Raw genomic sequence first — 26,114 nt, forward strand, 5'->3', positions numbered from 1 at the left:
GCTCCGTGACAACGAGGGCGAATTATACGCACAAAACGGAGCAGCACAACCCCTAAAACGCAAAAAGATTGAAAAAAGGCTAATACTTTCAAAATGCTGCGTTTAGCTAAAACGGTGTAACAAAACTTCATGTTATGAAGCTTGCTTTCCACAGCTGAGCTTTTAATCTAGCTAATCTGATAACAGTGAGGTTATTTGTGAATCGAATTCTGTTTAAGCTCAAAGAATCAGCTCTTGTTCCTTTGTTACTATTGCTGATTACCATTCCTGTGGCTCATTTTGGTTACAGTGCTTTCTCTCCAACGGTTAAAGACCTTATATCACTAGCGCCATATATTGTCTTTACGGCCGCAGCAACTCTTTGCCTGGTATATGGACGCCTCAGGGTACTCATGACATTGCTCACTCTTGTGATTGCTTACTGGAGCTTTACAACCTTGCTCAGTACTGTTGGTCAGAGCTGGAGCAAGTTTACCATCGAGATAGTGTTTAATGCCGTCACAATCTTTGGACCACTAAATCTTTTACTCTTTGCATTCTGGCAAGAGAAAGGCTCAATGGTAACCGACCTGCCCACCAAGCTAATGGTTCTTGGCGCGCAGATCTTTGCAATCTGGCTGGTCTGTGAATACCAACATCAGCCGACCCTTTTCTTTATGACGCAAATGTTGTGGCCTGCATTGCACCCTGACTGGGCAAACATCTCACCTATCGCGTACTACTTCTTTATTATCTCTTTTCTGGCAATGTCTGGCCTGATGCTCTGGCAGCCTTCCACGATTAACGCTGCACTTTTCTCGGCTCTGATCATCCTGTTTATTGTCAGTCAGCAGCTATTGATACCAGGCTATCTTTCTATTTTCATGTTTTTAGCCGGTATTCTTTTGGTCGGTGCGATTGTCCATGAAACATTCAATATGGCATTTAAAGATGATTTGACCGGCCTTCCGGGGCGCCGCGCACTCAATGAGCAACTGGCTAAGCTTGGCCGCAACTACACTATCGCCATGATGGATGTAGACCATTTCAAGAAATTTAATGATACCTATGGGCATGATATCGGTGACCAGGTTCTGAAAATGGTTGCCGCTAAAATCAAACGCGTTACCGGTGGTGGTAAAGCTTTCCGCTATGGCGGTGAAGAGTTCACTATTCTGTACCCTAACAGAGACGTGCAGTATGCACTGCCTCATCTGGAGACGGTACGGGAAACAATCGCAAACTATGCCATGAAAATCCGGGATGACAATCGGCCTCAGGATGATAATACCGGGAAAAACAGACGCGGAAATAGAGCTAAAGACCCTTCTACGGTATCAGTAACCATCAGTATCGGAGTGTCTCAGCGCGAAGGAGCGAATAAAACTCCAGAGCAGGTCATTAAAGCCGCTGACGATGCCCTTTACCGTGCAAAACATGCGGGTCGTAACAAGGTGTGCACCTGATGCCCGGCAGGTTGATTGTAACTCCCTTTAATACGGATACCTTGTTAAGTGAACCCTTGCTGGTTCGACAGCCCTTAATCACCAGCTACAACCTTCCACCCAAAGGCTTTGTCAGCATTATCAAGAAAGGTATTGTTGATACCGAATTATGTGAAGGATATTGGGGGTATAGCCCTCAGTGGCTGAAAGTACTGGATAACAGCCCCTACTCTGCGCGAATAGAGTCTTTAAATGAAAAAGCAATGTTTAAGGATGCGTTGCGTACCCGGTGCCTTATACCTGTATCCGGATACTATGAATGGCAGCAATACACGCGCCACAAGCGCCCTTTTGCAGTGAGACGACCTGAGAACCGAACTTTTCTACTCGCAGGTATTCTGACGCACTACGCTACATCCCAGGCAACAGGGTATGACACATTCGCAATACTGACCCTGCCCAGCAATCAGATGATCGGTAATATTTCGGGCAGAATGCCTGTTATTGTTCCCAGGGAGTATGCTGAAAACTGGCTAACGCCAACTACCGACCCAATGCCGTACCTGACTGCAGCGGAGAACGACTATCTTGATTATTATCCTGTAGCACCATTGGTAAACAATCCGGCTAACCACTCCCGAACTGTTGCCGAACCCAGCGGCCACCGTTTCCGTTTTTCCCATGAACCCTGAAATAGATATCAGATTAAGACCAACACGCCTGATATTCTTAGAACCTACTTCCATCATCAGGGTCAATAGAAAAGCTTGAACTGTACCCGTCAACATCCGGCGGATTTTGCCTGAACAAGAAGCGAGCACACCATGCCATCAATACGCTTTAATCCATTGCGTCAGCAAAGAAGACTCTGGCTGATCTGCACTATGCTTACATCACTCCTGCTAACGGCTTGCACTCCTATGTCTATAAAGAGCACCTCAGAAAGTGAAAAACACAATCAGCTCACCTTGATAACCAGTCAAAATGACTACCGCAGCTATCGCCCCCTGACGCTGGATAATGGGTTATCCATAATTCTGATATCTGACCCTAAAGCCGATAAAGCCGCCGCAGCGATGAATGTCGCGATCGGTAGCGGACAGGACCCGGAGAACTTCGCCGGCCTGGCACACTTCCTTGAACATATGTTGTTTTTAGGCACCGAAAAGTATCCTGAAGCAGGCGAATACCAAAGCTTCATCAGCAAGCATGGGGGAAGCCACAATGCATTTACCTCATACAAGGATACCAACTACTTTTTCGAAGTGGACAACCGCTACCTGGAACCTAGCCTGGATCGTTTTTCCCAGTTTTTTATCGCCCCACTCTTCACTGAGGCTTACGTTAAGCGAGAGAAGAATGCGGTACATTCTGAGTATCAGTCGAAGCTGCGCGACGACGGCCGGAAGCAGTTCGATGTACTGAAGCAAGCACTAAATCCCGAGCACCCCTACAGCCGCTTCAGTACCGGCAGCCTGAAGACTCTGGCAGATAAAAGCGTCAGTACACGTGATGCCATGCTTGAGTTCTATCAAACCTATTATTCTGCAAACCGTATGTCTCTGGTTATTCAGGGTAATTACGCTCTGGATGAACTGGAAGGCATGGCTCGCACCATGTTCAGGGCGGTTAAAAATCATAACACCCCGGCATTTGCCACGGATAAGCCACTGTTTTCAGAGAACAGCCTGCCACTGCAACTCAATATCAGGCCCCTTAAGGCTAACCATGCCATTAAACTGCAATTCCCGATACCAGCACCCTCCACATATTTCAGGAAAAAGCCTACCAGCTACCTTGCAAGCCTGATCGGCCATGAAGGTAAGGGTAGCTTGCTCTCCTATCTGAAGGCTAAGGGATGGGCCACAGGTTTGTCTGCAGGGAGCGGCCTCAGCACCGGGGAAGAGTCTCTGTTCACCATAACCATCAATTTGACACAACTTGGTTTTGAAAATAGTAAGGATGTGGTCAATACAGCTTTTGGTTATATCAATCTGTTAGAACAGGACGGCATTGATGAATGGCGTTTCAACGAGCAGAAAACGCTGTCAGAGCAAGCCTTCAGCTTTGTGGAGTCAGGCTCACCTATCCATGCTGTAAGTTCCATCGCCTACAACATGCCGCGCTTCCCCATTAAAGAAGTGTTGCATGCACCCTATGCGATGGAAACATTTGATGCCAGATTAATCCGCCAATATCTGGGATACCTGACACCAGAGAACCTGCTGCTGACGCGAATCAGCCCTGATATGAAAACCGACAAGCTATCACCTTGGTTTGAAGGAAAATATAGCCTGAGCCCTTTTGATGCCCACCAGGTAACCCCGGTTGCAGCAGAGATCTTCCGTTTGCCTGAGCCCAACGCTTTAATCGCTGATACCCTGAGCCTAAAGCCCAGCCTGGAAACGATGGAAAAACCAGAAAATATCAGCACCAGCCCGAAGGCAACGCTCTGGTACAAGGCTGACCAGGACTTTAATACTCCAAAAGCTCAGCAGTATTTCAGTCTTCAGTCACCGGCAAGTACCGGTTCAGTAAAATCTGCGGTACTGACTCAGTTACTGGCCAGCTGGTTAAATGAAGCCAGCAACGAATTTGCCTACCCCGCAAGCCTCGCAGGCCTAAATTATACCGTCTACAAACACACTCGGGGCATAACCTTCCAGCTCGGTGGCTACGATGATAAACAGCATATGCTACTTGAACGCCTGCTCACCACTTTAAAGGACAGTGAAATCCACTCCGAAACCTTCAGGCTAGTCAAGCAGAGCCTGATCAAACGCTGGCAGAATGCTGACAAAGCCCCCCTTTATCGCCAGATCATGGGGGAGGTCAGTTCCGTCCTGATGCGGCCAGCCTGGAACGAAGAGCAATTTCTGACAGCTATCGAACCTCTGACAACCAAAGACCTTGAAGATTTCCGCGAAGTATTTCTGTCCCAGCTGCACTTGGAAGGAATGATCATAGGTAACATGACAAAAGCTGAAGCAACCTCCAGCCTTAAGTCTGTTATGGATACACTGGAGCCTACCCTCACAGAGAGTGAAATCCCTAAACTACAAGGACTAAGCCTAGAGGGACAAAAGGTCACCCACACACCAGCTCTGAACCATAATGACAATGCGTGGCTAAAATATTACCAACCAACACACCCCTCTGATGCACAAGGATATAAAGAACAGGCACGCTGGATGTTGCTGGCCCATATTCTGCAAAGCCCTTATTACCACGAAATGCGCACGCAACGTCAGCTTGGCTATATCGTTTTTGCCAGCTACCACCCAACCCTGAAAACACCGGGGCTTAGCTTGCTGGTGCAGTCACCGGAGCACACACCGGATGAGATCCGCGAATTAAGCGATGCCTTTATGCACCACTTCAGCGACAGTTTCATGAACATCAGCGAACAGGAGTTCACCGAGCAGAAAGCTGGGCTGTTGGCCAATATTCTCGATAGCGATGATCGCCTACAGGCCCGCACCCAACGGCTATGGCGTGAGATGGCGATGGATGAAACCCACTTCGAGCGCCGGGAGCACCTGGCAGATGCGGTTAAGACGCTGCAGGCGGATGATATGCGCCAGCTATTACAAAAGATCTCCACTGATCAGACCGGCGTACTAACCGTGCAATATCAGTCAGGTAGCCAGACGTTTACCGATGCGGAAAAATTACGTTCCGGGCTAAAAGCCGTTAGCCATTAACACTCTCTGCCGAAAGTCAGTACAAAAAAAGCGATAACACTCAACGTGTTATCGCTTTTTTTATACCCGCATCTCTACAGGCTCACGTACCACCACGTAGAGCCAGTTTATCGACTCAAAACAGGTGTGATGGCACTAAAGACTCCACATAAAGCACCACATCCTCAAGAATGACCTGATCACGCTGGGACAGCTCAGTCTGACTCAGCTCCACCAGCCGCTGATTGAACTGTTCAGGTGTCAGGCTACTGACAGCAGGGTCATTGATTCTTTGCCAGCGGTATTCATCCCACTGTTGCAGCTCTTCACCTGTTAGCCAATCTTTGAAGTTGCGCGCCTTATAACGAAAGAACATCTCATCCAGCCGAGGATCCTGAAAGGTCGGCATCAGCTCAGACAAAGCCTCCGCAGGCGTTTCCCGAATAATATCCATCTGACCTTTATCATGGTGCCCAAAAAAGCCTCCACCATAAAGCATCAGATCCGGATCATCGGAACCGGCTACACCATCTGACGGCTCACTGAAAACAGCCTGCAGTTTAGATGTAATATCCCCCAGTGCAGAAAGTACTTTCCAGTGCTCTCTGCAGGTTTGCAGACTAACGCCAGTACGCGCCTCCACTTTTTCATCCACCATACTCACCGGCAGAACCACCGGACAGCGATTAATATGGATAACCTTCAGCGGAATGCGCGGCTGACTCAACTCAGCCTGAGCGGTAAATACCCGATGTTTAATCTCTTCAGCAGACAGACTCCCCAACTCAGCCGGGTCTGCCATCAGGTCATAACAGATAACGCCATTTTTATTCGTCGGATGTTGCGCCAGCGGTACCACAACAGCAGCATTGCCTCGAGCGGCACCAAACATACCGGAGATATGCAATACCGGCTTGCGACTCACCAGATCCAGCTGATCCGATACCTTATGCTTGTTCCGCAGAGCAAACAGATGTTCATACAGTTTCGGCTGCTTTTCACGAATCAGGCGTGCCAGCGCAATAGTCGCCCGCACATCAGATACCGCATCGTGCGCACCCTCGTGGGAGATACCATTAGCCGCTGTCAGGTGTTCCAGCTTAAAGCTTGGCAGGCCCTGATCATTCAAAGGCCACTCAATTCCATCCGGTCGCAAAGCATAAGCCGTACGCGCCACATCAATCAGATCCCAGCGAGAGTTACCATTTTGCCACTCCCGCCCATAAGCGTCATAGAAGTTACGGTACAAGGTATGACGGGTCATCTCATCATCGAAACGCAATGAGTTATATCCCAAAGAGCACGTATTAGGCTGACTCAGTTCGGAATGAATATTGGCGATAAATTCAGCTTCCGGCACACCATCCTTCTGGGCATCTTGGGGCGTGATACCCGTAATTAAGCAAGCATCAGGGTGAGGCAGGAAATCATCCGCAGGCTGGCAGAACCACTCGACAGGTTCAGCTATTTCATTCAAATCCAGATCTGTACGGATACCTGCAAACTGTGACGGACGGTCACGACGTGGGTCGGCACCAAAACTCTCATAATCGTGCCAGAATAACGTAGGCTGTGAACTCAAGGTTCAGGTCCTTATTTTCTCAGGGCCTGCAGCCCGCATTACACCCGCTTAGGGTGTATTGCGTGGCCAGGATACATTTAACTCAATCTGCGCCCGTTGAGGCAGTGAGTGATAACTAATGTGAATATCACTTTGCTCAGACTGGGTGTAGCGCTTAATCACTTCAATCAATTCACTTTGCAGGCGCGGCAGAAAATCCGGTTGACTACGCTGCATGCGATCCTGGGAGATCATCATCTTCAAACGCTCCCGGGCAACATCTGCAGAGTGGTCATTTTCTTTCTGGAAAAAATCGCGCAAACGCTTCATCGCCGACCTCCGAACATACGGCTGAATAAACCTTTTCTTTCAAGCTCCACAAACCGCATTGGTTTCTCTTCACCCAGAAAGCGAGCAACGGTATCAGTGTATGCTTGGCCCGCATCACTCGGCGTATCATGCACCACAGGAATCCCTTGGTTGGAGGCCCTTAACACTGCTGGAGATTCAGGGATAACACCAATAACAGGAATCGCCAGAATTTCTTCAATATCCTGCATAGACATCATATCAGAATGCTCGACCCGTTCGGGGTCATAGCGCGTAATCAAAAGCTGAGCCTTCACGGTCTCACCTTCCTCGGCCCGACGGGTTTTAGAATCCAGCAGGCCTATTATCCGATCGGAATCCCGAACAGAAGAAACTTCAGGGTTAGAAACAACAATCGCTTCATCAGCATAGTACATCGCTAAAATAGCACCACGCTCAATACCTGCAGGAGAATCACAAATGATAAAGTCAAACTCCTCCTTCAAAGCATCAATAACCTCACCAACGCCCTCATAGGTCAGGGCATCCTTATCACGGGTCTGAGAAGCTGGCAGCATATACAAACCATCCAGACGCTTATCCTTAATGAGCGCCTGACTCAGTTTTGCTTCACCTGTAGTAACATTAATAAGATCATAAACAACCCGGCGCTCGCAGCCCATCACCAGATCAAGGTTTCTCAGGCCTACATCAAAATCAATCAAAACGGTGCGATATCCCTGCATCGCAAGTGCAGTACCTATCGACGCACAACTGGTGGTTTTACCGACACCACCCTTACCGGACGTCACTACAACTACTCTAGCCAAGCGTCCTTCCTCCTTCATAATAATAGTACTTATTATGTCCATTAAAGCGATCGAATACAGTGAACAGCATCAAAATTCAAATCAAAACTAAACGATCATTTGCCAATCTGACCTCTACCGGCAAGTCACGGGCTATCGGAAATTCGCAGGTATCAAAAACCTGAAAAACGCCCGCAACAGAAACCAGTTCTGCACTAAACTTCCGACAAATAACACGGGCTTCAACATCCCCTTGGGCACCAGCAATAGCACGCCCACGCAGGACGCCCCAAACCTGAACGTTACCATCAGCAATCACCTCAGCACCTTCATTAACTGAGCCGATCACAACAAGATCTGCGCAACTTGCATAGATTTGCTGACCTGAGCGTACCGTACCTTTTACAAAACGGGTCGGTAAACGCTGAGGGCAGGATGTTTTCTTTACCTCTTTAAGGCGATGCTCTGTAAGCGGCGGGAACCATCCTAACCCTAATGCCCAGGCGGACTTCTTAATCAGGTCCTGAGAACAACGGACCGCAATCGGAATAAGACCATTACGCTTACAAACATCAACAATCATTTCCAGGGCAACACTCATCTCCTCCAACTGCTCGAAGGATAAAAGCACGGGAGTCTGGCAGAAAAAAGCCGGTGCTTTCTGAGTCTGGCGACTCAACTCCTGCTCAATTTGCGCACAGTCCGGAGTTAGCAACTCCAGGGTGGTAATTGTTAGATTCCCCCCTTTAAACTGAAACGCTGATTGCTGCTCTGAATAATCTGACCGCACAATAATGCCTGTGTAAGATGCCGGAAAAATATAAATCTGTGTAATAAAGAATCATTATACAAGATGAACCGGAATTAGATGTAAAAAAAGCCGGCAAATGCCAGCTTTTCATATATATCTGGGTACAATCAGCACATATGCTGGCCACCATTGATGGCCAGATTCGCACCGGTAATAAACCCGCCTTCATCATCAGCAAGAAAAGATACTGTTCGGGCAATCTCCTCTGGCTTACCAAATCGCCCAACCGGAATGCCTTCCATAATTTGGTTTCGAATCGGTTCATCAATTTTCATAATCATGTCGGTGGCAATGTAACCAGGGGAAATAGTATTAACGGTAATCCCCTTTCGGGCCGTTTCCTGCGCCAGCGCCTTAGTAAAGCCATGCATACCCGCTTTCGCTGCGGAGTAATTAGCCTGCCCTATTTGCCCTTTTTGACCATTAATCGACGAAATATTGATAATGCGGCCAAATTTCATCTCAAGCATAGGCTCCAGGCAGACTTTGCTCATGTTAAAAACACTGTCCAGATTCGTCTGCAGGACCTCATGCCATTGCTCCCAGCTCATCTTCTTCATAAAGCCATCACGGGTAATACCGGCGTTATTAACCAGCACCGCGACCGGGCCTAATGTCTCAGCAACCTGTTTATAGCCCTGCTGGCAGGACTCGAAATCCCCTACATCTATATGTACGGTGGCAAAATCATAACCAGAGGCTTTCTCGGCTTCCTTCCATGCCTCCGCCTTTTCCTGATTTACCGATGCAGCAACGACAACATAACCATCGTCAGACAAACGACGGCAAATTGCAGTACCAATACCACCGGTGCCACCGGTTACTAAGGCGATTTTCTTACTCATCTTACATTCCCTCTGCTTATAGATGTCGCTTTCGCATAACCTGTTTTACTGACACACGGTGACAGCACCGTGACAGAAAACAGGACTTTATCTGCAGATCCCGGCCCACTAACGCTCTCTATCAGCGGGCGGCGGAGCAGACAAAAAAATCCTTGCGTGGCTATCGAGAAACATTTCATACATTTATTTTAACTTTCGACATAAAAACTTTTGACATTCAATTATTTAGCTCTATAATGCACTGCATCTGATGCGGGGTGGAGCAGCCTGGTAGCTCGTCGGGCTCATAACCCGAAGGTCGTCGGTTCAAATCCGGCCCCCGCTACCAAATTCAGAGAAAGCCAGATTCTTCGGAATCTGGCTTTTTTTATGCTCAAAATTTATCCTGAATGTCTTCACCGCTACCTTTCCCTGTTTGCCTGCACGACTTGATTCAGCCAGCTAAATAAGCAATTCTATAATCCATAAAGCTCTAAACTATCAAATGACTTGTGAGCTCACAACAGCTCATGACCTGCCAGTCATAAAAATAGAAGCCGAAAAAAGATTATCCCTAGCTAACCTATTGTTTCTAATTAGTATTTACCCGTATTAATCTTAAGGTCTTATTGCTTATTTTCTGCAGTCGTATCATTTGTTATTGGCACCCCCCGGCAGCACCGGTTGACGGAGACCCCGAATGGAAACAGGACACATCAGCACACAGCCTGAACTGAGGCAATATCTGAACCAGGCGATCACCATAGCCCGCCAGGCCGGAGATCTGATCCGTTCAGCCCGTGAGGAGCAAAGTTTTTCACAGAATTACAAAGCGGGCCATGAACTGGTCACCAGCGCAGATCTCAAGTCTGACCAGTTAATTCGCGCTCTCCTTCAACTGACATTTCCTGAGCATGCCATTCTGTCGGAGGAATCGTCACCCGACTATTCAGATGCCAGTACACTTTATCAGCCTATATGGGTCATCGACCCCATTGATGGCACGGTTAACTATGCCCATGGTTTGCCGCAGGTTGCGATATCCATTGCCTACGCCGAACAGGGTGAAGTGAAAGTCGGGGTTGTGTATAACCCGTTTCTGGATGAGTTATTCACAGCTGTTGCCGGCGAACCAGCCCAACTGAACGGTGAGGATATCCGGGTCAGTGAGACAGAAGAGTTAAAGAAAGCTCTGATTGCCACCGGCTTCCCCTATGATAAGTCCCTGATTCCGACGTTACTTCCCCGCCTGCATCAAGTATTGAACAACTGTCAGGATATTCGCCGCATGGGTTCCGCAGCTATTGATATATGCTATGTGGCAGCAGGGCGGCTGGATGCTTACTATGAGAGCGTTTCCCCCTGGGATTTTGCCGCCGCCCGCCTGATTGCACTTCGTGCAGGAGCCTTGGCCGGTCATTTAGACGGATGTCCTGATCATACCCCTCCGGCCCTTTACGGCCATCAGATTCTGATTGCCAATCCTGCCCTTTACCCGTTACTGCAAAATTTGCTGAAGCAAAATAAAACCTGAAAAAACAGCATACACATCAAGAATCCAGCACTCACCATAAATTGAGTCAACAAAACCCTACTTCAGTCAATGCATGCCCCTTTCTGATGTATTAAAAATACGCCTTTCTGGTTTATCCATGCTGTTGTGACCCATAAGGTGACAACAGAAGTAAAAAAACAACACTATTATCCATATAAAAAAACAGGGTTATAACCCCAAGATCAGAGGCCTGTATGTTCGCCGTTGCGGATACGAATATTTCATCTGAAGAGATAAAGTTGTTGGCAACAGCATTCAATGCTCACCAACCTATCGCCATTATTGACCGCTCAGGAATTATTATTAAGTCTAATAAGGCTTTTAGTGATCTGACCGGTTATGCGCTACGGGAGCTTGTTGGCCGCAATATCCGCATGCTTCGTTCAGATAAGCAAAGCGACCCTTTCTATAAAGAACTTTGGCTCGGCCTGAAGGCCAAGGGTTTCTGGGAAGGAGAAATGTGGAATAAGACACGCAATGGCGATGTACCTCATCACGTCCGTATTACCGCAGTCTCTGATGAAAATAACCGATTCACCCATTATGTTGCCTTTTACGAAGACCTGACCAGCGCCTATGAGCAGCAGCACTACTTGGAACGGAAGGCTCAAGAGGAATCATCCCTCAGCATTCTGATGGCCCAAAGCCTTGACGATGTATCCATGTACGACTATCTGAATCAGTTTCAGGCGCGCCTCATGCATCATCACCATTGGCAGTGGCGCTTTCTGGCCCTGTATCAGCCCACATCAATCGGCCTGAAGCCCCAGATACAGCATGGTACTTGCGCCAACAACCCCTGTATAAAAATCCCTATGACCATGGAGCTCTGCCAAAGTGTTATCAATCAGGGTTCCCCTCAAATTCTTCCAATGGAGATGGATACGCAGACCCTCTGCGCTATAGAGCAGGATCATGCCGCATATGCTGTTCCGTTACAGCATGCAGGCAACCCATCGGTTCTGCTGGTCTATCTGCCAAAGCATATTCTGAAGACCAGCGAAAACCGTACATTTATCCACAGGGTGGTTCATGTGCTGGGAATGGGTATTAATAAGCGCCTGACAGAGCAGGCTTTGATTGAAGCCCGGGATAAAGCTGAAAAAGCCAGTCAGGCGAAATCTAACCTCCTATCCAGTGTCAGCCATGAACTGCGTACCCCGCTGAATGCGATTTTGGGTTTTGCTCAGCTCTTACAGGATGAACCCATGGAAAACGGCCAAAAAGAGTCGGTCAGTGAGATTTATCTCGCGGGCCGCCATCTGCTGGCAATGGTGAATGATATTCTCGATCTTGCCCGTATCGAATCGGGACAAGTGCGTTTAAACACTGAAGTCATATCTGTTGCCAGAGAGCTGGAAAGCAGCCTGGCATTACTGCAACCATTAGCAGAAAAGCAGGGCCTTCAGCTTGATATCGACCTGGCCAGCAACTCAGATCAGGAAATTCTTGCGGATCGTGTCCGGCTGAGGCAGGTGATCTTTAACCTGCTGTCCAACGCTATGAAATATAACCGCCCAGGGGGCCAGGTGAGAATTTGCCTGCAAATACCAGAAAAAGGTTTTGTCCGTATTCAGGTCATCGACAGCGGCATCGGTATCCCCGAAGATAAACAGCAGGATCTGTTCCAGGTATTTAATCGCCTGGGAGCTGAGAGCACCAATGTAGAAGGGACGGGAATCGGGCTTGCTCTTTGCAAGCGTTTAGCAGAAATGATGCACGGCCGCATTGGTTATCAGCCCAACCCCGAGAGCGGCAGTATTTTCTGGATTGACCTGCCAGATAACGAGCAAAATAAAAGCCATGAAGACAAAGGCCACCGTTTTAATATTCTCTGCGTAGATGATGATCCCATTCATCTGAAACTACTGGAAAACGCACTTCAGGCGCGGGCTGATATTCGACTCTTCACGGAGAACAACGCAAGCTACGCTGTTGACCTTGCTCAGAAGCACCCACTGGATCTTATTCTGCTCAATACTGACATGCCGGATCTGAGCGGTCTTGAAGTCATAGAGATTCTTAAAGTCAGCCCTAAAACCGCCACAATTCCTATCATAGCTATCGCTCAGAATACGCAACCTGATGTCGTTAAAACTCACCTTCAGGCTGGTTTCTCAGAGTATTTTACAAAGCCGCTATCAATGGACAAACTCCTGCTTATTATTGGTCAACTACAAACAGAGCAGGAGCAGCTGATCGCCGTCAGCAACAGCTGAATCTGAACCCGGTGCCTATACTTCAGAACAAACCTGAAGTCGGCACCTGTTCTGATCCATGACTATACTGTATAAATATATAGATTAATTTCTTATACTGGCTCAGTCGTTATCTTCCCATTTAAAGGTCTGGCCTGTTTATGCTTCCTCTCTCCAACCTATTACTTCCTGCCCTGTTTCTTATTTGCGCACTGGCAGGCGCTCTTATCTCTATATCGATTATGCGCAATCGTCACCAGCAGCAGCTGAATCATGAACTGGACCTTCAGGCCGACCAGATGCAGCAGCACTTTCAGGCAGCGATACAACAGGTACAGCTTCAGCACCAGCATGCACAGGAGAATGCAAACGACCTGCGCCAGCGCCTGCTGGCCAGCGACGCCGAACTCAACCGATTGCAGCAACAGCAGCAGAGTCAGAGCCAGCAGATTGCCGATGCTCAGGCACAAAGCCGATACACCAAAGAACTGCAGCAGAAACTGACTCAGGTCGAACAGCGTTATCAGCAGGAACAGGAGCGCCGTCAACAGGTCGAGCAGGACAGCACCGCCCAGCAAACCACGCTGGATAATCTGCATGAAGTGGTTGAGCGCAGTCAAAGCCAGCTTACCGCCAAGGACCAGCAGATCCATCAGCTACAGCAACAACTGCTGACACTGGAGCAACAACTGGCCACCACCCGCACCCGTTTAGAAGAGGAAAAGAAATCCTCGCAGGAAAAAATTCAGATCCTGAACAATGCCGAACAGAAACTCAGTCAGCAGTTTGAGAATCTGGCCAACCGCATTTTTGATGACAAGAGCAAACATCTGAATCATCAGCATCAGCAAACCCTCACCAGCCTGCTGAACCCCTTTAAAGACCAGATCAACCAGTTCCGCCAACAGGTACAGGATAGCTATGGCAAAGAGGCTCAGGAGCGCGCCATGCTCAAGCAGGAGATCCACAGCCTGAAAGCGCTGAACCTGCAGATGAGTCAGGAAGCCCTCAACCTGACCAAAGCCCTGAAAGGCGACAAAAAAGCTCAGGGCAACTGGGGTGAGCTGATCCTGCAGCGAGTGCTGGAAGAGTCCGGTTTGCGGGAAGGCCATGAGTACGAGCTGCAAGCCAGCCGCCGGAATGAAGAGCGCCAGCTCTATCAACCGGATGTGATCGTACATCTGCCGGACAATAAAGATGTCATCATTGACGCCAAGGTCTCTCTTAACGCCTACGAATCCTTCCACAACAGTGACGATAAAACCGAGCGCCAACAGTACCTAAAAGCTCATGTTGCCGCTATCCGCAGCCATATTAAGGGACTGTCCGCCAAAGATTACCGGGAGCTGAAAGGCGTCCGCAGCCTCGACTACGTATTGATGTTTATTCCGGTGGAAGCCGCCTTTATGACCGCCTTTGACGCCGAGCCGGATCTGTTCCGGGAAGCCTTCGAACACAACATCATGATCGTCAGCCCCACCAGCATGATGGTGGCCCTGCGAACTATCCAGAATATCTGGCGGTACGAACGCCTGAATGAAAACGCCCAACTGATCTCCCGCCGGGCCGGGCGCATGTACGACAAACTGCGCGGCTTTGCCGAAGATATGCAGAAACTGGGCAACCAGCTCAGCAGCGCCCATCAGACCTATGACAACGCCCTGAACAAATTCAGCCAGGGACGCGGCAGCTTAGTCGGACAGGCTCAGCAGCTTGCCGAGCTGGATATCAATATCAAAAAGCCCCTACCCCAGGAGCTGACCGATATGGCATCCGTGGATCTGCCGGATCTCAATCAAGACTAAGATCCACGGGCTCTAGCACTAAATCACCGAGGCAAACTGAATTTATTTCATTAAAACCTAAGGATTTGCCTGAAAAATATGACGAAAAAAAGACAGCACACCAACTAATCCTGACTATAGTTAAGTTGTGAACGCAAGCCGCTACCTCTGAGATCTTTCAGGCCATATAGTAAGCAGCATGCGCTTAAAACGTATTTTTTGTTCGTTAAGGTGTTTCTCCTTGTTACTGAAAACGCGTTAGGCATTCAAAGAGAAAAACAGCAGAAACGATCCGGGGGGAGCGTTTATGTTAGAGACAATGCTCACGGAGGTTTACGGGCAATGTCCCTATTGCGGGTCTGAACTGGAAACAGCCGTTGATATATCAGGAGGTGATCAGGACTACTACGAAGATTGCCAAACGTGCTGCGCCCCGATTCATATGCAAGTATATGTCAATATGGAGGGAGAATTGCTGAGTGTAGAGCTAAAACGGGAAGATGATCCCTGACAACTTTATCTGAAGCGAGGTGCCCGGATTAATATATGAGTAGGTCGAATTGAGCCGTTGATTGAATAGATTAAACAAAACATCAACACAAACCGGAGAGCAGGAAAGACCTGGAAAGACCTGGAAAGACCGAAAAATACCATTTACTCGCATAGGAGATTCGACTCTTTGATAACCCAGATACAAGGTACATTCTATTGATCGGTATTAGCCCGTGACAAAGGTACAGTCTCACAAGTCTGTACAGTACAGCGACAAGACAGAAAAACTCAACTAAAAGCCCTGTATGGCAATCGCTTACAGGGCTTTCTTGGTTTCCTACCTCCCCGCCTTTCACCGCCATCGTTTTGCCCTATCCCTGTTATCGGGTTTTCCATTTATCCCGGTGCCACAAAGTCGGTTAAAATTTTGTATGAAACAGCACGGGCATTTCCAGTCTCTGTTAAAATTCGGCTATGGAATAGAGCTTCCGGGTCGGCGCTGGTAATTACGCCCGCCGCCCCCATATAGATCTGCAACAAACAAGATCATCACCTGATTATTGACGTATTAACCAGAGCCAAACACGGCTCGCCGGGAGAGCACCATGAGCGAAAACCGTCACGAGAAACTGATTATTCTGGGTTCCGGCCCTGCAGGTTACACCGCAGCTGTCTACGCCGCACGCGCCAACCTGAAACCTGTCATCATCTCAGGTATGCAGATGGGCGGTCAGCTGACCACCACGACCGACGTGGATAACTGGCCCGGTGCATTCGACGGTATTCAGGGCCCTCAGCTGGTTGAAGATATGCGTAAACACGCTGAACGCTTCGACACCGAAATCGTTTTCGATCACATCAACGAAGTGGAACTGACCCAGCGTCCGTTCACTCTGAAAGGCGACAGCGGCACCTACACCTGTGACGCGCTGATTATCGCCACCGGCGCAAGCGCTCAGTATCTGGGTCTGCCAAGCGAAGAAGCTTTCATGGGTAAAGGTGTTTCTGCCTGTGCCACCTGTGATGGTTTCTTCTACCGTAATCAGGAAGTGGCTGTTGTTGGTGGCGGTAACACCGCTGTTGAAGAAGCCCTGTACCTGTCCAACATCGCCAAGAAAGTCACCCTGATCCACCGTCGTGACAGCCTGCGCTCTGAGAAAATCCTGCAGGACAAACTGATGGAGAAGGTTGCCAACGGCAATATCGAAGTGATCTGGAACCACACACTGGACGAAGTTCTGGGTGATGATATGGGCGTTACCGGCCTGCGCCTGAAAGCCACCGAAGGCGATGCCACCCAAGAGATCAGCGTGATGGGCGTGTTTATCGCCATCGGCCACAAGCCAAACACCGGCATCTTTGAAGGCCAGCTGGAGATGAACGGCGGCTACCTGAAAGTACAATCCGGTCTGGAAGGCAACGCCACCCAAACCAGCATCGAAGGTGTTTATGCCGCAGGTGATGTAATGGACCACGTGTACCGTCAGGCGATCACCTCAGCCGGCACCGGCTGCATGGCGGCACTGGACGCAGAACGCTTCCTGGACAGCCAGGGCTAATCAGCCAACATCTGATGTTGCCATAACAACCAAAAGCCGCTGACATCTGATGCCAGCGGCTTTTTTACGCCCCAGCCTAAACCTCTGCCCCCGCCCTTAAAGCCCCTGTCGGTGAAGGCTTACAAACATAACGCTTCCAGCCCTAACATTCCTGCCCTTGTGACCGATAGAGTATTAGTGATTGCGAAATAAACAACGCCATCACTCAAAAAGCCATGAAGGCTTTCATCATCACACTCAGGGAGAAACCTGATGAAGATACAGTTTCCCGCCGGTTCAACATCGGCCACAACGCCAAACCCGCAGCCCGCCAAAGCAACATCGGTGACGCAGTCCACCCATACGCAATCCACCAGTACACCAACCACCGATAAAACCGGCTCAGCCGATGGGGTTAATCTGAGTTCAACCGGTATGATAGCGTCGGATGAGTTTGATAAGGCGGTGAGCCTGCTGCAAAAAGAGGCGTTTGAAGGTTTCACCCAACCGGAACGCGGTCATTTTGGCATAAATGCTAAAATTGATATTGGTCGCTACAACCTGTATCTGGTTGACCAGCAGGTGGGGGCCTTGCAAAGCAAATATGGCGAAGCGGTTGACGGCGATGCGCTGAAAAAGCAGCTGATTGCAGCCAGTGGCATCACCACCGAGAACCCCCTGAAAGGCTCTAATCGGCAGAACTTCTTTTATGAAAACACCAGTTTTTATCATCTGAAAGAGAAAGATGTTCAGGCCCTGACCGATGTTTATATCCACGCCAAAGAGAATAATCTGGATACCGAGCAGGTTAATAATCTGGCGTCAGTGCTGGGGGCGTATCGTATGACTACAGCCAAACGTCCCGGCCTGTATTATCCGGACAAACGCCCAGCTTACGATGACGAACTGGTACAGCAGGCCAAGGCGATCTACTCAAATGATGGCTCCGGTGTGGTTCAGTTTGAGCAGGGGTTTCTGGATTATGCCTTAAGCCCGGAGAAGAACCTTCGTATGACATCTCAGGTTCTTGATCTGGATTTTATGCAGCAGATTACTGGAACCGGCGATGGTAATAAGGCGTTCCTGCATACCCCGACATTCCACTTGGGTGAGGGCAAACTTCTGGGTACCGGACAAAGCCGTGAAGCATTAAAAACCTCGGATCAACCCGACAGTGATATGACCCCGCAGGAAGCCGTACAGCAGCAACTGACCCACTGGCTGGAAACCCACTTTAAGCCCGACTCCCCTCTGCAGGCGATGATCGGAGAGTTATCCGGTGAGGAGCAGTCCCGGCTGTTTACCCAGCTGAACCTGCTAAAGCTGATCTGATACAGCCTTTTTTCTTATCCCGCCCGCCCCTGCTGAGCCAGCGCATTTGCTGACTTGGCAGAGGGCCAATCTCTCACAACAACGTATGTGTGCTCATTGCAGAAGGATTCGACAGCACAGTGGGGTCGCGAAAAAATCTGCTTTGAAAATAAAAAAATCACCAAAGTCGCATCAGAATCTGCATTCCCAGCCAAGCATAAATACCGGCTAATACATCATCAACCATAATGCCAAAGCCACCGGCAACACGACGATCAGCCCACTTCACAGGCCAGGGTTTAAGCACATCAAAGAACCGGAAAAGCACAAACCCTACCAATGCCCACTCCCAGCCCTGCGGTGCAAGGAACATTGTCAGCCAGTAGCCAACAAACTCATCCCACACAATGCCGGAGTGGTCATGTACCCCTAAGTCTTCCGAGGTACGTTCACACAGCCAGACACCAACGACAAAAGTCAGTCCCAGTAAGGCGATAAACCATAATGGCGACAGGAATTGGATCCAAAGCAGGTAAGGAATAACCGCTGCAGCCGTACCTGCCGTGCCGGGTGCCCAAGGGGCGGCACCACTTCCCAGGCCAAAGGCCAAAAAGTGGACAGGGTTACGCCAGACACTGGAAGGTGCACGATTCATCAGGTATTACCTTTAAAATGATCAAACCCAGAAGCAGTCAGGCCCTGCTCATGCAGGCCTCGAATCCCCTGTTGAGATGTAACAACGCCGATGGGGTATAACTTAACGCCACTTTGCTCTGCGCTCACTTCCAGCTCCAGGCGACGCTGGGGCGACACAGTGAAACAAAGTTCATAGTCATCTCCCCCTGCCAATGCATCCTGAAACACCTGAGAAGTATCGCCATGTTCCTTGTTAAAACAAGGAATGCGGGTAGGGTCAAGATTCGCACCAACGCCACTTGCTGAAAGCATATGGCCCAGGTCCGCCAACAGACCATCTGAGATATCAATAGCGGTTGCTGCACGACTGGACAGAATGGGAATCAAATCAAACCGGGGCTTTGGATAAAGGTAGGCTCTCAGCATGTCAGTTTCTGCAGAGGCCTCTGCAGTATTAAGCATAGCAAGGTCAGGCAACGCCTGTTGCGCCTCCAGTAAAGCTTTAGCTTTCCTCAGGCCACATGCTGACTTACCTAGCTCACCGGAAACATAAATCAGGTCACCGGGCCGGGCACCTTTACGCTTCCAGGCTGCGCCAGGGGTTACATAGCCATGAACCTGCACACTCATTGAAAGTGCGCCCTGAGTAGTGTCACCTCCGACGAGTGCGACACCATACTTCTGAGCCAGATCAGCCATTCCCTGACTAAAGCCTGACAGCCACTCTTCGTCAACCTCAGGCAAGCTCAAGGCCAGTGTAAACCAGGCGGGTTGCGCACCCATCGCCGCAAGATCACTTAAGCTAACCGCCAGCGCTCGCCAGCCAACGCTATGGGCCGGGGACTCCGGTAAAAAGTGAACACCGGCCGTTGACGTATCAACGGATACCACCAGCTGTTTGCCTTCCGGCACCGAAATCAGTGCACAGTCATCGCCAATCCCCAAGTAAACATCCCGTCTTGACGGCTGAAGCTTCGGAGAAGAGAAATAACGATGAATCAGCTCAAATTCACCCAAAAGAATCAGCCTTTATTACGGCGTTCGGCGACTTCTGCAGCTCGCAGGCGAACCGCTAACTTGTCCAGAATGCCGTTAATATATTTATGACTCTCAGTCGCACCAAAGCTTTTAGCTAACTCAACGCCTTCGTTAATCACCACGCGATAAGGTACATCAATACACTTGCTCAGCTCATAGGTGCCCAGGCGTAAAATGGCCAGCTCTACCGGATCAAGCTCATCAACCCTGCGATCCAGCAGAGGCGCATACTCTTTATCCAGGTCTGCTTTTTGCTGAGGGATGTTGTGCAGCAGCTCATTGAAATAGGCCAGATCAGCAATCTCTACAGCGGATGTAATATCCTCGTGAGCCTCCAGCCCATCATCAGGACGGGCCGCGCGAATCTGAAGTTCAATCTGCTGCAAAGCCGCACCTGTCATCTGCCATTGATACAGGCCTTGCACAGTTAGCTGGCGAGCAGCATGACGCGCTTTAGTTTTACTGGTTTTTTTACCTTGGGACATTGAGGAGTAACCGCGAGTTAAGTTTTAAATTACCGAATGAAATTTTTTAAATTACAACGAGTTCAGCAGGCTAACCATTTCCAGAGCACAAAGTGCTGCTTCAGAGCCTTTGTTGCCTGCTTTAGTGCCTGAGCGCTCAATCGCTTGCTCAATGGTATCAACAGTCAACACACCATTGGTGATAACCACACCTGTTTGTAGCGACAACTGGCCTAAGCCTTTTGTGCACTCACCTGCCACATATTCAAAATGCGGTGTTCCACCACGGATTACTGCACCAAGCGTAATCACCGCATCCGGCTGCTGTTTTTCAATTACCTTTTTAGCAACCAGAGGCAGCTCCCATGCACCCGGTGCACGAACAACGGTGATATTTGCTTCATCAACACCGTGACGACGCAGCGTATCGATAGCGCCTTCAACCAGGTGCTCAACCACAAAGCTGTTAAAACGACCGACAACGATGGCGTACTGGCCGTTACAGTTTACGAAATTGCCTTCTACTGATTTGATTGTCATTTTTTTATCCTGATAACTTTTGTGTTTCCCAAAAAAGAGGCTGGCGGCTTTTTAGCCGCAGAGCTTAATCTTCGCAGGGAATATATTCTTCGATTTCCAGATCAAAACCTGAGATCGCATTAAACTTCATTGGAGAGCTCAGCAGACGCATCTTGCCCACACCCAGATCACGCAGAATCTGGGAACCTGTGCCTACCGTTAAATATGCCCCGGACGCGCTGACATTCACCTTAGATTGCTGACGTCCGTTTTGAATCAGATCAACGGAATCATGGATATCAATACGCTCATTGCTGTCCAGCAGTAAAACAACGCCTTTACCTTCCTGAGCTACTTTCGCAAGCGCCTTACGCATGGTCCACTTGCGCCCGGTCTCATCCGCAGGAATTGCACCCACAACGTCCCGTAGTACTTCAGTACGATTATGCACACGTACCATAATCGGGTCGTCAGCCTTGATCTCTCCCAGTGTCATCGCCAGATGAGTGCAGCCCTGAATTTCATCGGTATAGGTGACATAGTTAAAATCACCATATTCAGTGGCCATTACACCTTGCTGATCACGGGCAACCGTGTGCTCATTCGTCGTGCGGTAGTGAATCAGGTCTGCAATCGTACCAATCTTAATACCATGTTTCTGAGCAAACAGCTCAAGATCCGGACGACGAGCCATGGTGCCATCTTCATTCATGATCTCAACGATCACGGAAGCCGCTTCAAAACCTGCCATACGCGCCATATCACAACCGGCTTCAGTATGACCGGCACGACTCAATACGCCACCCGGCTGGGCCATCAGCGGGAAGATATGCCCCGGCTGTACGATATCGTCCGCCTTAGCATCACGCTTAACTGCAGCACGCACCGTATGAGCACGGTCCGCAGCCGAGATGCCAGTTGTTACGCCTTCAGCGGCTTCAATGGACAAGGTGAAATTAGTGGAGAACTGGGCACCGTTACTCTGTACCATCAAGGGCAGTTTCAGCTGCTCGCAGCGGTCGCGGGTCAATGTCAGGCAGATCAGGCCTCGGGCATATTTCGCCATGAAGTTGATATCTTCCGGACGAACCTGCTCAGCAGCGATGATCAGATCGCCTTCATTTTCGCGGTCTTCATCATCCATCAGAATAACCATTTTGCCCTGACGAATATCTTCCAGTAGTTCTTCAACAGTATTCAGTTGCATACTCTTTCCTATGCTGTCAGCCACGGTAGAAACCGTTCTGAGCTAAAAAATCGAGACTGATATCGCTTTTTGGTGCTTCTGAAGGCTCATTCTTACTGATAAGCCTTTCAAGATAGCGTGCGATCAGATCCACTTCTAAATGTACGGACTGGCCCGAGGTATATCTCTGCAAAACAGTTTCTGCCAGCGTATGAGGAACAATATTGAGTTCAAAAACATCACCTTCAATACCGTTCACGGTCAGGCTTGTGCCTTCTACCGTTATTGAGCCTCGATCTGCAATATATTTCAGCAGCGATTCCGGGGCCTGTACCCTGAAGCGCACAGAGCGGGCATCTTCCCGGCGTTCAAGAATTTTACCCACGCCATCCACATGGCCGCTGACAATATGGCCGCCCAGACGAGAGGTCGGCATCATCGCCTTTTCCAGGTTCACAGCCTGCCCCGGGCTATAATTCTTAAAGCAGGTATGGCGTACGGTTTCCAGGGAAACATCCGCCCAGAAACCTTTGCTGTGCAGTTCCGTCACTGTCAGGCAAACACCGTTAACCGCAATACTGTCACCCAGCTTAACATCTGACATATCCAGAGTATTAACAGCAACTTTGACGCGGTAGTCGCCACCTGAAGGCTGTAAACTCTCAATTGTACCAACCGCTTCGATAATTCCGGTAAACATTATTGTGATTTTCCTGTAAAACGGGCGGTTATCATCATATCTGTACCGACCATACGGCAGTCCGTCAGCGTCAACCGCTTCTGATCAGCCATTTTTTTGATTCCCGGCAAGTGCAGCAAACCTCGCGCTCCATCACCCATCAGCGTTGGCGCCATAAAGACAACCAGCTCATCAATCAATTCTGCTTCTGCAAAAGCGCCGGCCAGCGTTGCCCCGGTTTCCAGCAATACCTCATTGCATTCCCGCTGATCGAGGTAAGCCATCAACGCCTTTAGACTGACACGTCCGTTTTCAGCAGGCAGCTGCAGACAAACCGCTCCAGCCTTTTCCAGACGTTCTTGCTTATCAGGGTCCCGCTCGGTAAACGCAATCAGTGTTTCACCGGGCTGCTGAAGAATTTTAGCGCTTTCCGGTAAACGCAGGTGACTGTCAAGCACAACACGCAAGGGCTGGCGTTTTGCGATCTGTTCTGCATCGGCTAGGTTCAGCTGCTCAGCGCGTACTGTCAGTGCGCTGTCATCGGCAATCACTGATTCCACACCGCTGATAATCGCAGAGCTACCGGCCCGTAACCGCTGCACCTGAGTCCGGGCTGCAGCACCTGTGATCCACTGACTTTCACCAGACGCCATGGCCGTTCGCCCATCCAGACTGCAAGCAAGCTTGGCCCGAACAAACGGGCGTTTTTCTGTCATACGCTGAATAAAGCCTAGGTTCAGCGCTTTTGCATCTGCTTCACAAACCCCTGTAAGAACCTCAATACCTGCCGCTTGCAGCTTGCGGATACCATTACCGGCAACAAGAGGGTTAGGGTCTACCATAGCAATAATCACCCGTGAGACACCCGCTCTGATTAAAGCGTCGCAGCAAGGGGGGGTTTTACCGGTATGGGAGCAGGGCTCCAATGTTACGTAGGCCGTTGCGCCTTCTGCGGCATCTGTTTTGGCTAAGGCATTAACTTCCGCATGCCCCTCGCCAGCTTTCTGGTGCCAGCCTTCAGCGATTATTTTGCCATCTTTAACCAGAACGCAGCCCACACGGGGGTTTGGGAAAGTGGTGTAGTGTCCTCTGCGAGCCAAGTGAATCGCACGCGCCATATAAAAAGCATGAGGCTGTAAGGGCGTATTAGATGCTGTCATGTATCACAACCTATGAAGAGCTGTCTTTGCCAGAAAAGTGCTCACCACGGCTAAAAGGCGGGTCCTGGGCTAACCGATCAATCTCAGCACGAAACTCATCCAGATCCTGAAAGCTGCGATAAACCGAAGCAAAGCGAATATAAGCCACCTGATCCAGTAAACGCAGCTGAGCCATCACCTCTTCTCCTATCAGGCGCGAAGCAACCTCTCGCTCCCCACGGGCACGCAAGCGCTGACGAATACGTTCAATAGCGGCTTCAAAAGATTCTGTACTGACAGGGCGTTTCTCTAAGGCCCGCTGCATACCTGCCCGAAGCTTAGCCTCATCAAAGGCTTCACGCTTACCATCGTGCTTGACGATTTTAGGCATCACTAGCTCAGCCGTTTCATAGGTAGTAAAGCGTTCACCACAGGAAAGGCACTCCCGGCGACGCCGAACCTGATCGCCATCCGCAACCAAGCGTGAATCGGTAACTTTTGTTTCCTGCGCACCACAGAAGGGACAATACATAGTAGGCTCTGGTTATCTTGTGGGGACAATTACCGGCGGATGCTACAAAAGCACTATTTATCATCGGCAACGACGGTCATTTTACCTTTAATGTGAGCAGATACAAATAAGCCCGGCATCTAGCCGGGCTTATTCTTACAACGAATAGCGATTATGCATAAACAGGAAAGCGCTTACAAACAGCCTTCACTTTTTCTTTTACCGCATTGATGGTGTCTTCGTTGTTGATATCATCCAGGATATCGCAGATCCAGTTTGTCAGTTCAGTAACTTCTGCTTCTTTGAAACCACGACGGGTGACAGCAGGAGTACCAATACGCAGACCTGAAGTAACAAATGGAGAGCGAGGATCATTAGGCACGGAGTTCTTGTTTACCGTGATATTTGCACGACCCAAAGCTGCATCGGCATCTTTACCACTGAACTCTTTATCGATCAGATCAACCAGGAACAGGTGGTCATCAGTACCTTCAGACACAATCTTGATGCCGCGAGCCATAAAGGTCTCAGCCATCGCCTGTGCGTTCTTAACAACCTGAGCCTGATAAGCCTTCCACTCCGGCTCCATTGCTTCTTTGAAGCAGACCGCTTTAGCCGCGATAACGTGCATCAAAGGGCCGCCCTGGGATTCAGGGAATACGGCAAAATTCAGTTTTTTCTGCAAATCTTCATCAGCACGGGCAGACAGAATCAGACCACCGCGCGGGCCACCCAGAGTTTTATGGGTAGTGGTGGTTACAACATCTGCAACACCAACCGGAGACGGATAAACTCCAGCTGCAACCAGTCCTGCGATATGCGCCATATCAACAAACAAGAACGCACCAACTTTGTCCGCGATATCACGGAAACGCTGCCAGTCAACAACACGGGAGTAAGCAGAGAAACCTGCAACGATCATTTTCGGCTTGTGCTCTTCAGCCAAACGCTCAACTTCAGCGTAATCGATCTCACCGGTATCAGGGTGCAGACCGTACTGAACTGCGTTGTAGATTCGACCAGAGAAAGACACTGCGGCACCATGTGTCAGGTGACCACCATGTGCAAGGCTCATACCCAGAATTGTATCGCCCGGCTTACAAAGAGCCATGTACACAGCAGCGTTAGCCTGCGAGCCAGAGTGGGGCTGAACATTGGCATAGGTCGCACCAAACAGCTCTTTGGCACGATCAATCGCCAGATCCTCTACAACATCAACATGCTCACAACCACCGTAGTAACGCTTGTTTGGGTAGCCTTCAGCATACTTGTTAGTCAGAACAGAGCCCTGAGCCTGCATTACGCGAGGACTGGTGTAGTTTTCAGATGCGATCAGTTCGATGTGCTCTTCCTGACGAACCGCTTCTGACTGCATCGCAGTCCACAGCTCATCATCATAGCCTGCAATGGTCATATCACGTGTAAACATTATCTACCTCTAACCTGATGTTGAGTACGCTGGATAAATCCGCTCAAAACTGGAAAAGCGGATTTTAACCCACTTGAACTTTAGGTTCACTTGAAAAGAATAAATTTTAACTCACAGAATATTCAACTCTTACTTTTTACGTCTTACAACCATAAATCCCAGGCATAAAAAAACCCCGCTTCTTGGAAGCGGGGTTCTTTTGGGCTGCTTGCTT

23 protein-coding genes and 1 tRNA gene are annotated in these 26,114 nt (G+C 49.4%); 10 read left to right on the top strand and 14 right to left on the bottom strand.

Features of this window, described 5'->3' with window-relative positions:
* Positions 1-197 precede the first annotated feature (197 nt).
* The 3 genes from ACN0R8_RS16005 (at position 198) to ACN0R8_RS16015 (ending at position 5,128) form a co-directional block, all read left to right on the top strand.
* The gene (locus tag ACN0R8_RS16005; RefSeq protein ID WP_417599187.1) at positions 198-1,445 is read left to right on the top strand and encodes a GGDEF domain-containing protein; all 1,248 of its coding nucleotides are present in this window, start codon (positions 198-200) and stop codon (positions 1,443-1,445) included.
* Positions 1,445-2,116: an SOS response-associated peptidase gene (locus ACN0R8_RS16010; RefSeq protein ID WP_417599189.1), complete on the top strand. Its 672-nt coding sequence runs from the start codon at positions 1,445-1,447 to the stop codon at positions 2,114-2,116. The genes ACN0R8_RS16005 and ACN0R8_RS16010 overlap by 1 nt, the downstream gene beginning before the upstream one ends.
* A 228-nt stretch (positions 2,117-2,344) precedes the next feature.
* Positions 2,345-5,128 (top strand): insulinase family protein, encoded by a 2,784-nt coding sequence (locus tag ACN0R8_RS16015; RefSeq protein ID WP_417599191.1) that lies wholly within the window; start codon positions 2,345-2,347, stop codon positions 5,126-5,128.
* A gap of 115 nt (positions 5,129-5,243) precedes the next feature.
* On the opposite strand, the gene sbcB is transcribed toward ACN0R8_RS16015, so the two are convergent.
* The 5 genes from sbcB to phbB all read right to left on the bottom strand — a co-directional run bounded on the left by sbcB (position 5,244) and on the right by phbB (position 9,442).
* Positions 5,244-6,689 carry an exodeoxyribonuclease I gene (gene sbcB, locus ACN0R8_RS16020; RefSeq protein ID WP_417599193.1) on the bottom strand — a complete coding sequence of 482 codons (1,446 nt, stop codon included), beginning with the start codon at positions 6,687-6,689 and terminating at the stop codon, positions 5,244-5,246.
* A gap of 48 nt (positions 6,690-6,737) precedes the next feature.
* Complete coding sequence (gene minE, locus ACN0R8_RS16025) at positions 6,738-6,998, bottom strand: cell division topological specificity factor MinE (protein WP_417599195.1); 261 nt, start codon at positions 6,996-6,998, stop codon at positions 6,738-6,740.
* Positions 6,995-7,807: a septum site-determining protein MinD gene (gene minD, locus ACN0R8_RS16030; RefSeq protein WP_417599197.1), complete on the bottom strand. Its 813-nt coding sequence runs from the start codon at positions 7,805-7,807 to the stop codon at positions 6,995-6,997. The genes minE and minD overlap by 4 nt, the downstream gene beginning before the upstream one ends.
* A 76-nt stretch (positions 7,808-7,883) precedes the next feature.
* On the bottom strand, positions 7,884-8,576 hold the full coding sequence (minC, locus tag ACN0R8_RS16035; RefSeq protein ID WP_417599199.1) for a septum site-determining protein MinC: 693 nt from the start codon (positions 8,574-8,576) through the stop codon (positions 7,884-7,886).
* 128 nt (positions 8,577-8,704) lie between these two features.
* A complete protein-coding gene (gene phbB / locus ACN0R8_RS16040; RefSeq protein WP_417599201.1) occupies positions 8,705-9,442 on the bottom strand; it encodes an acetoacetyl-CoA reductase in 738 nt (245 codons plus the stop codon).
* Positions 9,443-9,693: 251 nt separating this feature from the next.
* On the opposite strand from phbB, the gene ACN0R8_RS16045 reads away from it, so the two are divergent.
* From ACN0R8_RS16045 to ACN0R8_RS16075, 7 genes are all read left to right on the top strand, one after another.
* Positions 9,694-9,770: transfer RNA gene (locus ACN0R8_RS16045), tRNA-Met, on the top strand.
* A gap of 351 nt (positions 9,771-10,121) precedes the next feature.
* Positions 10,122-10,955 (top strand): inositol monophosphatase family protein, encoded by an 834-nt coding sequence (locus tag ACN0R8_RS16050; protein ID WP_417599203.1) that lies wholly within the window; start codon positions 10,122-10,124, stop codon positions 10,953-10,955.
* A 215-nt stretch (positions 10,956-11,170) separates the two neighbouring features.
* On the top strand, positions 11,171-13,195 hold the full coding sequence (locus tag ACN0R8_RS16055) for an ATP-binding protein (protein WP_417599205.1): 2,025 nt from the start codon (positions 11,171-11,173) through the stop codon (positions 13,193-13,195).
* 140 nt (positions 13,196-13,335) lie between these two features.
* Positions 13,336-14,979 carry a DNA recombination protein RmuC gene (gene rmuC / locus ACN0R8_RS16060; protein WP_417599207.1) on the top strand — a complete coding sequence of 548 codons (1,644 nt, stop codon included), beginning with the start codon at positions 13,336-13,338 and terminating at the stop codon, positions 14,977-14,979.
* A 286-nt stretch (positions 14,980-15,265) separates the two neighbouring features.
* Entirely contained in the window at positions 15,266-15,469 is a 204-nt protein-coding gene (locus tag ACN0R8_RS16065; protein ID WP_417599209.1) for a CPXCG motif-containing cysteine-rich protein, read from the top strand.
* Positions 15,470-16,055: 586 nt separating this feature from the next.
* A complete protein-coding gene (gene trxB / locus ACN0R8_RS16070; RefSeq protein WP_028304474.1) occupies positions 16,056-17,009 on the top strand; it encodes a thioredoxin-disulfide reductase in 954 nt (317 codons plus the stop codon).
* A gap of 252 nt (positions 17,010-17,261) precedes the next feature.
* Positions 17,262-18,320: a hypothetical protein gene (locus ACN0R8_RS16075; RefSeq protein ID WP_417599211.1), complete on the top strand. Its 1,059-nt coding sequence runs from the start codon at positions 17,262-17,264 to the stop codon at positions 18,318-18,320.
* Positions 18,321-18,477: 157 nt separating this feature from the next.
* On the opposite strand, the gene ACN0R8_RS16080 is transcribed toward ACN0R8_RS16075, so the two are convergent.
* From ACN0R8_RS16080 to glyA, 9 genes are all read right to left on the bottom strand, one after another.
* Positions 18,478-18,954, bottom strand: a complete 477-nt coding sequence (locus ACN0R8_RS16080; RefSeq protein ID WP_078320869.1) for a phosphatidylglycerophosphatase A — start codon at positions 18,952-18,954, stop codon at positions 18,478-18,480.
* Complete coding sequence (thiL, locus tag ACN0R8_RS16085) at positions 18,954-19,952, bottom strand: thiamine-phosphate kinase (RefSeq protein WP_417599213.1); 999 nt, start codon at positions 19,950-19,952, stop codon at positions 18,954-18,956. Before thiL ends, ACN0R8_RS16080 begins: the two co-directional genes overlap by 1 nt.
* Before the next feature lie 5 nt (positions 19,953-19,957).
* On the bottom strand, positions 19,958-20,458 hold the full coding sequence (gene nusB / locus ACN0R8_RS16090) for a transcription antitermination factor NusB (RefSeq protein ID WP_078320867.1): 501 nt from the start codon (positions 20,456-20,458) through the stop codon (positions 19,958-19,960).
* 51 nt (positions 20,459-20,509) lie between these two features.
* Complete coding sequence (gene ribE, locus ACN0R8_RS16095) at positions 20,510-20,977, bottom strand: 6,7-dimethyl-8-ribityllumazine synthase (RefSeq protein ID WP_078320866.1); 468 nt, start codon at positions 20,975-20,977, stop codon at positions 20,510-20,512.
* A 64-nt stretch (positions 20,978-21,041) separates the two neighbouring features.
* A complete protein-coding gene (gene ribBA, locus ACN0R8_RS16100) occupies positions 21,042-22,163 on the bottom strand; it encodes a bifunctional 3,4-dihydroxy-2-butanone-4-phosphate synthase/GTP cyclohydrolase II (protein ID WP_417599216.1) in 1,122 nt (373 codons plus the stop codon).
* 16 nt (positions 22,164-22,179) lie between these two features.
* On the bottom strand, positions 22,180-22,842 hold the full coding sequence (locus ACN0R8_RS16105) for a riboflavin synthase (protein ID WP_417599218.1): 663 nt from the start codon (positions 22,840-22,842) through the stop codon (positions 22,180-22,182).
* On the bottom strand, positions 22,842-23,981 hold the full coding sequence (gene ribD / locus ACN0R8_RS16110) for a bifunctional diaminohydroxyphosphoribosylaminopyrimidine deaminase/5-amino-6-(5-phosphoribosylamino)uracil reductase RibD (protein WP_417599220.1): 1,140 nt from the start codon (positions 23,979-23,981) through the stop codon (positions 22,842-22,844). Before ribD ends, ACN0R8_RS16105 begins: the two co-directional genes overlap by 1 nt.
* Before the next feature lie 10 nt (positions 23,982-23,991).
* Positions 23,992-24,492, bottom strand: a complete 501-nt coding sequence (nrdR, locus tag ACN0R8_RS16115) for a transcriptional regulator NrdR (protein ID WP_078320862.1) — start codon at positions 24,490-24,492, stop codon at positions 23,992-23,994.
* Between the two features lie 151 nt (positions 24,493-24,643).
* Positions 24,644-25,900 carry a serine hydroxymethyltransferase gene (gene glyA / locus ACN0R8_RS16120; RefSeq protein ID WP_417599222.1) on the bottom strand — a complete coding sequence of 419 codons (1,257 nt, stop codon included), beginning with the start codon at positions 25,898-25,900 and terminating at the stop codon, positions 24,644-24,646.
* Positions 25,901-26,114: the final 214 nt, after the last annotated feature.

Source organism: Oceanospirillum sp., assembly GCF_048265165.1.
Lineage (GTDB): Bacteria > Pseudomonadota > Gammaproteobacteria > Pseudomonadales > Halomonadaceae > Oceanospirillum.